Genomic DNA, 6,635 nt, shown 5'->3' with positions numbered 1-6,635 from the left:
CACGCTGGCGCTGATCGAGCCCGCCGCCGAGCACGTCTTCGCGGAGCACGTGGCCGGCAAGGAGACCGCCGCCCGGTCGGACGACCCGGTGGCGGACCTCCGCGCCGGCTGGGACACCCAGGTCGGCTTCGGACTCGCCAACCCGTACGTCTTCGGCCTGCTGATCGACCCGGCCCGCGCCCGCGAGACCCCGGCCCAGGTACGGGGCGTGCGGATCCTCGCCGAACGCGTGCACCGGGTGGCCGCCGCCGGGCGGCTGCGGGTCAGCGAGGAACGCGCCGTCAACCTCATCCGCGTGGCCGGCGTCGGCACCGTCCACACGCTGCTGACCCTGCCCCCGGAGCAACGCGACCCGCACCTGGCCGACGCCGCCTTCGAGGCGGTCGCCCGCGCGATCCTCGCCGACGAACCCGCCGTCCCCGCCCGCGACCCGGCGGCCGTCGTTGCCGCCTTCCGCACCCTCCTGCCCGAACTGCCCAACCTCAGCGGCGCCGAGGCCGCACTCCTCGACGAGTGGCTGCGGCGCTGACGCCTTCTCCGATGATCGGACCCCGCCTCCGCCCGCTGCTCCGCCGTCAGCGATGATCGTCCGCATGACCGATGAGGCGTGGCACGAACGACTCGGCTGGGCCCACGGCCTGATCGCCGAGGACCCGGCCGTGCGGGTGGCCGCACTCGTCCGCCTCGCCGCGGCCCGGCAGGCGGTCGGGTCCGCGATCACGGAGTTCAACGGGGCGCTGTCGCAAGCGAACCGCTCGGGTGCGCCGGAGCCGTACCGGGAGCCGGCCGTTCGGGAAGCACTCACGCGGTGGCGGGAGGCCCGAAGCCGTTCGCTGCCCGAGGCCCTGTGGCAGGGCGTCACGCCCGACGCGTACGCGACGTGGCCGGGGCTGCCGTACGCCCTGCTCTTCCTGGAGTGGGAGCTGCGCCACCCCCGGGCGTGGACGTGCCACGCGAAGGCCTGGGGCACGAAGGAGTCCGTCATCCGGGAGCTGGCCCGTGCCGAGCTGGACGGCCCGGGCCGTGCGAAACTCGCCGACTTCGTCGAACTCGCCGTCCGGCGCCGGTACCGCTGCAAGGACCGCGAGTACGTCCGGATCGCCCGCGCCGTCGATTCCCCCGACCTGCGCGAGCACCTCGCCCATGCCTCCGGGTCCGCCGACCCGTGGGCCCGGACCCATGCGGGCTACGTCCTTCACCTGCTTGAGCACCCCGAGCTCGCCAACTCCCGTCGAACCTGGACCGATTGGCTCGCCCGCGGGCGCTGAGTAGGAAGTCGGCCTGGTCGACTTTCTGCTTGCGCCTTGCGCGTTCCGGGTTTCGTGGACGGTTGTGGCCGGGGGTGGGGCGTGCGTCGGGCTGTGCCTGGGACGTGGTGGGGGTTGATGGGCGGGTGCGTAGGAAGTCGGCCTGGTCGACTTTCTGCTTGTGCCTTGCGCGTTCTGGGTTTCGTGGGTGGTTGGTGGGGTGTGCGTTGGGCTGTGCCTGGGAGCTGGTGTGGGTAGGTGGGTGAGTGAGTAGGAAGTCGGCCTGGTCGACTTTCTACTCCCGCCCTACGCGCCCTGGGCCTCCTCGGCGGTCGTGGCCACCAATGGCCGGCGGGGCACGCCTGCGGCCCCGCCCGGGAGGCGGGTCAGGCGGCGGACCAGCGGGTTGACGGGGAGCGTCGCCGTGAGGGCGGTCAGCAGGAGGACGGTGAAGAGCCGGTCGCCGATGATGCCGAGGTCGCGGCCGAGCGTCAGGATGAGGACCTCGCTGAGCCCCTTGGTGTTCACGAGGACGGCCAGCGTCGTCGCCTCGCCGCGCGGAACGCCGGTGAGCCGGGCGCCGAGCCGCGCGCCGGCGTACTTGCCGCCCCACGAGACGGCGAGGAAGACGGCGACGGCGAGCAGGCCGCGCGGGCCGAGGCCGGTGAGGTCGACGGACAGGCCGGTGAGCGCGAAGAAGACCGGTACGAGGAGCGCGCCCGCGTGCCGCATCGGGAGCTCGATCGTGTGCCGCAGTTCCTCGGCGGTGTCGCGCGGCATGGCGAGACCGAATGCGAAGGCGCCGATGACGGCGTGGACGCCGAGGCGGGACGTGACCCAGGCGGAGAGCAGGAGCCCGCTGCCGACGATCAGCAGCGCGAGGAACGGGTGGCCGCCGGCGCCGACGGGCAGGCGGAGCAGCCGTCGCAGCAGCGGGCGGACGACGAACGCCATCGCGACGGCGTAGCAGGCGACTTGGCCGAGCGTCAGGAGCGCGTGACCGGACCCGGATGGCCCGGCGGACCCGGGGTCACGGGCCGCGGCGGCCAGGAAGACGACGGCGCACCACGCCGTGATCTCGGTGAGCGCCCCGCACGCGGTGGCCATGGCGCCCGTGCCGGAGGCCTGGAGCCGGTTCTCGCCCACGATGCGGGCCATGACCGACAGGGCGCTCGCGGAGAGGGCGATGCCGAGGAACGCGGCGAACAGCCACGGTGAGGCGGTGGCGCCGAGCAGCCACGGGAAGCGGGCGGCGACAACGGCCGCCAGGACGAGGGCCAGCGCGAACGGGATCAGGACGGACGCGGCGGTGACGGCGAGCACCGCCCTGACCCGGCCGCTCAGCAGCCGCAGGTCGAGCTCCCAGCCGGCGGCGAACATGAAGAGGACGATGCCGAGTTGGGCGACGACCGCCAGGTGCGGGCGCACGTCCGGCGGGAAGAGCGCGTCGGTCAGGTGGCCGGGGAGGAGCCCGAGCACACTGGGCCCGAGGATGACGCCGACCGCGATCTCGCCGACGACGACGGGTTGGCGCAGCCGGGTGCGCAGCGGGGTGAGGAGGAGGCCGATCAGCAGGACGGCCGCGATGTCGGCCAGTACCGTCGCGGATGGGGTGGAACCTTCCAAGGTCGAGCGCCTTCCTGGGACGGGACCAGGCGTCAAGAGCCGCGAGGGGAGCGCGGCTTCTGCATTATGCGGAAGAGTCGGTTCGTCGACGTCGCAACTCGTACGTGTCGGGGGCGCTCCGGGGCCCGCGCGTGCCCGCTGGCCGGGGCCGCGCGCCTGGGCAGCGGCTCTCCGGAGTCGAGCCCGGGGGAGTCGAGCGCGGGTGAGCCGGGCTCGGGTGAGCCGAGCGCGCGGTGAGCCGGGCTCGGCCTCACCGCGCCGGCGAGGCCTCGCGGGCGGCCTGCTTGACGGCGGCGATCAGCTGGTGGCGGCGGGTGCGCAGGTCCGCGGGGCGGACGGCGAGGGAGACGCTCCCGATCACGGCGCCGTCCGTGCCGAGGACGGGCGCGGCCAGGCAGGCCAGGCCGGTGCGGGCCTCCTCGACGTCGAGGGCGACGCCGGTGCGGCGGATCCGCCGGAGCTCCTCGTCGAGGCGCTCGGCGGAGGCGATGGTGTTGGGGGTGAACCGGCGCAGGCCGGGCTGTTCGACGTAGCGCCGGCGTGCGGCGGCCCCGGCGGCGGCCAGCGCGATCTTGCCGTGCGCGTAGGCGTGCGAGCGGGGGTCGACGCCGACGGCGAGGTCGGCCTGCTCGTCGCCGTCGGCCGCGAAGGTGCGCACGTCCGCGATGACCAGGCCGTCGCCCTGGTAGGCCACGTAGTTGGCGGACGCGCGGGTGGCGTGACGCATCCGGGCGAGGACGCCGTCGATCCCGTCGACGCCGTCGGTCAGGCCCATCTGCCGCTGGAACGCGCGGTGGAGCGCGGAGACCCGGTAGCCGAGGGTGTAGCCGCCGTCGGTGCGCACGAGGTAGCCGCGGTCGGTGAGCGGGGCGAGGAGCGTGTAGGCCGTCGAGAGGGCGCAGCCGAGGCTGCGGGCGAGGGCCTTGGCGGAGACGGGCGTGGGCGCCCCGGCGACGAGTTCCAGCACCTCCAGGGTGCGGTCCGCGGCGCGCGGCCCGGTCTGACCGGCCATGGGGTGCTGCTCCTCCTGCTCGTCCTCCGTGGTCACTCCAGTGTGCCGGTGATCCGATCGGCGCGATCACCGGCCCCTGGTCCAACCCCCCTGGCCTTCCGGCCCCTGGTCCAAGCCCCCCGGCCTCCCGGCCCCCTGGTTCGGGCGTCCCGGCCGGAGGCCTCAGGCCTCGCTGGGCGCGAGTTCGCCCATGAGGTCCCAGCCCTCGCGGTCGGGGAGGTCGACGCTGATGATCTTGGGCCGGGCGGCGATCGCGTGGGACAGCTTCCCCATGGCCTCCCGGAAGTGCGCGGACTCGACGTGGGCCCGGCCCGCCTCGCCGTCGCGGAAGCCCTCGACGAGGACGTACTCGTCGGGGTCCGCCACGCTGCGGGACCACTCGTAGAACAGGTTGCCCGGCTCGGCGCGGGTGGCCTCGGTGAAGTCGTGGACGATGTCGAGCCACTGCTCGCTGTACTCGGGGCGGACGGGGAACTTCACGGTGATGAAGATCATGGGAGGCCTCTCGGATCCGGGCGGTCGGTGGGTGAGTGCCTCCACACCGTGACCGACCGCCCGGCGCCGCGTGAAACGCGTGCCGCCGCAATTCCGGCCCTGCCGGAAAACGCGCGAGGTCGGCACGCGGGTCCGCTAGGAACCCGCCCGCGGGCCGCCCAGCCGCTCGAAGGACGTCCGCCACGACCCCTCCACCGGCTGCCAGCCGTACGCGGTCCGCGCGAGCCCGCCGTCCGCGCCGCGTGCCCAGCGGGGCCGGTCGGTGCTCGGCTCGGGTGCGGCCACGCCGAGCGCGCGGGCGAGGGCGGGGACCCACGTGTGCGCGGGGGCCGGCTCGTCGTCCACGACGTTGACCGCGCCGCTCGGCCAGTACAGCGCTGCGACCGCCGCCCGCGCCGCGTCCGTGACGTGCAGGAACGACGTGACGGCGCCGTCCGCGGCGAGCTCGCCCCGCCGTAGCCGCTGCTCGATCAGGCCGCCCGGCTCGTACCAGGTGCCGGGCCCGTGCAGCATGCCGTACCGCAGGACGACGGGCTCCGGCAGCTCGGCCGCCGCGAGCTCCAGTGCGAGCACGCCGTCGACGGTCGTGGCGCGTGGTTCGGGCGCGCCGGTGTCCAGGGCCTCCGTCTCGTCGGCCGGTTCCTCGCCCGGGCCGTACGCCCAGCAGATCGACTGGGCGACGATCCGCGGCACCCCGGCCCGGCGGGCGGCGTCCACCAGGCTGCGGGTGCCCTTGCGGCGGATCCGGGCGTTCTCGGCCAGGCTGCCGTCCGCGAGGGCCGTGAGCTGGTGGACGATCGCGTCCGGCGCCGCCGCGGCGACGGCCTCCGCCGTGGCCCCGCGGTCGAGGACGTCCAGCCGGACCGCGTCGGCCCCCTGCTCGCGCAGCCACGCGATGCCGCCCTCGGACCGGGAGGCGGCCGTGACGCGGTGCCCCGCCCGGTGCAGGAGCGGCACGAGCTGCCGTCCGACGGCACCGGTCGCACCGGCGAGGAAGACGTGCATGGGGTCCACCCTTTCCCTCCCGTTCGGCGCCGGGGGCCGTTCCGTGCAGGCCCTCGATCACCGCTCGCTCATACGATCACGCTAAGAGGTGAATGGACCGGATCCCCAGGCCAATCCGGCGGCAGGGAAGTGGGCCAATCGGCGGGCCGACGGGGCGTCACACTCGATGCCGTGCTCAGCGCGCCAGTGGCTCAGCGTGCCAGCAGCTGCCGCAACTGGTCGACGATGAACTGCGGTTCCTCCTCCAGCACCCAGTGGTTGGCGTTCGGCACGACGGCGGTGGTCACGTGCGAGGCCACGTGCCCGAGATCGTCCCCGACCGACTCGCGCATGCTGTTCTGACCGCCGACACCCAGCACCGGCATCGTCAGCGGGTTGTCGTCCAGCAGCGCCTGCACGTCGCGCTCGCCCTGGTCCTGCTGGCGGAAGAACTCGAAGCCCGCGTGCGTGCTGCCCGGACGGCCGTAGGCGGCGACGTACTCGCGCTGGTTGCCCGCGCTCGGCGCGCGGCCGTCGCGGTTGTAGACGGAGCCGTAGAAGACCTTCTCCCGGCCCGCGACCAGCTGCTCGGCGACGCCGTTCGCCTGGCCGTTGACGAAGGAGTCCCACCAGAGCAGGTTCGGCTTCGAGGCGACGAGCTGCAGGTACCAGGTGGTCGGCGGCGCCTCCAGGATCGCGAGGTGGTCCACCCGGTCCCGGTACCGGGCCGCGTAGGCGAGCGCCACCCCGCCGCCCACGTCGTGGCCGGCCACCGCGATCCTCGCGTCGCCGAAGCCCAGCTGCTCGACGACGGCACGCACGTCGGCGGCCAGGGTGAGGGCGGTGTACGTGCCGTACTCGTCGCCGCGGGCGGGCTGCGAGCGGCCGAGTCCGCGCAGGTCGACGGCGATCACGGTGTGGTCCTGGGTGAGCGCGGGCGCGACCCGGTCCCAGGCCCGGAGGGTTTCCGGCCACCCGTGCAGCAGTACGAGCGCGGGGCCGTGCCCGGCGATCGCGTAGTGGATCCGCAGGCCGTCGCTGACGGCGTTGCCGTCCTTGAAGCCCGGCAGGCCGCCGGGCGGGGTGGCGGCGGCCTCGGCGGCGCCACCGGCGGCGGTGTACATCGTGGTCGCGGCGAGCGCGGCGGCGGCTGTGGCGACCGGCCAGCGGCGCTGAAGCGTCGGCAAAAGGCGTGTGTACGGCCTGTATTAACCCCCAGAGTGCGGGCACGTGATCGTCGTAGCGTGGGGGGCCACAGAGAGACACACATC

Annotated in this window: 7 protein-coding genes; 2 read left to right on the top strand and 5 right to left on the bottom strand. The window is 74.4% G+C overall.

Features of this window, described 5'->3' with window-relative positions:
• The coding region (locus tag ACFV4F_RS41620; protein WP_380510923.1) for a TetR family transcriptional regulator at positions 1 to 529 on the top strand (529 nt) is incomplete at its 5' end.
• Between the two features lie 64 nt (positions 530 to 593).
• A complete protein-coding gene (locus ACFV4F_RS41615) occupies positions 594 to 1,268 on the top strand; it encodes a hypothetical protein (RefSeq protein ID WP_380510920.1) in 675 nt (224 codons plus the stop codon).
• Positions 1,269 to 1,553: 285 nt separating this feature from the next.
• Here ACFV4F_RS41615 and ACFV4F_RS41610 read toward each other — a convergent pair whose 3' ends face one another.
• The 5 genes from ACFV4F_RS41610 to ACFV4F_RS41590 form a co-directional block, all read right to left on the bottom strand.
• Positions 1,554 to 2,873 carry a cation:proton antiporter gene (locus ACFV4F_RS41610; protein WP_380510918.1) on the bottom strand — a complete coding sequence of 440 codons (1,320 nt, stop codon included), beginning with the start codon at positions 2,871 to 2,873 and terminating at the stop codon, positions 1,554 to 1,556.
• 250 nt (positions 2,874 to 3,123) lie between these two features.
• Positions 3,124 to 3,921: an IclR family transcriptional regulator gene (locus ACFV4F_RS41605; RefSeq protein ID WP_380510915.1), complete on the bottom strand. Its 798-nt coding sequence runs from the start codon at positions 3,919 to 3,921 to the stop codon at positions 3,124 to 3,126.
• 126 nt (positions 3,922 to 4,047) lie between these two features.
• Entirely contained in the window at positions 4,048 to 4,380 is a 333-nt protein-coding gene (locus ACFV4F_RS41600) for a putative quinol monooxygenase (protein ID WP_380438710.1), read from the bottom strand.
• Between the two features lie 135 nt (positions 4,381 to 4,515).
• On the bottom strand, positions 4,516 to 5,385 hold the full coding sequence (locus ACFV4F_RS41595) for an NAD-dependent epimerase/dehydratase family protein (RefSeq protein ID WP_380438790.1): 870 nt from the start codon (positions 5,383 to 5,385) through the stop codon (positions 4,516 to 4,518).
• Positions 5,386 to 5,576: 191 nt separating this feature from the next.
• On the bottom strand, positions 5,577 to 6,551 hold the full coding sequence (locus ACFV4F_RS41590; RefSeq protein WP_380510912.1) for an alpha/beta fold hydrolase: 975 nt from the start codon (positions 6,549 to 6,551) through the stop codon (positions 5,577 to 5,579).
• Positions 6,552 to 6,635: the final 84 nt, after the last annotated feature.

Source organism: Kitasatospora sp. NPDC059722, from assembly GCF_042733235.1.
Classification (GTDB): Bacteria; Actinomycetota; Actinomycetes; order Streptomycetales; family Streptomycetaceae; genus Kitasatospora.
The sequence above is the reverse complement of the archived record's forward strand: the minus strand, read 5'-3'. Positions and strand labels throughout refer to the sequence as shown.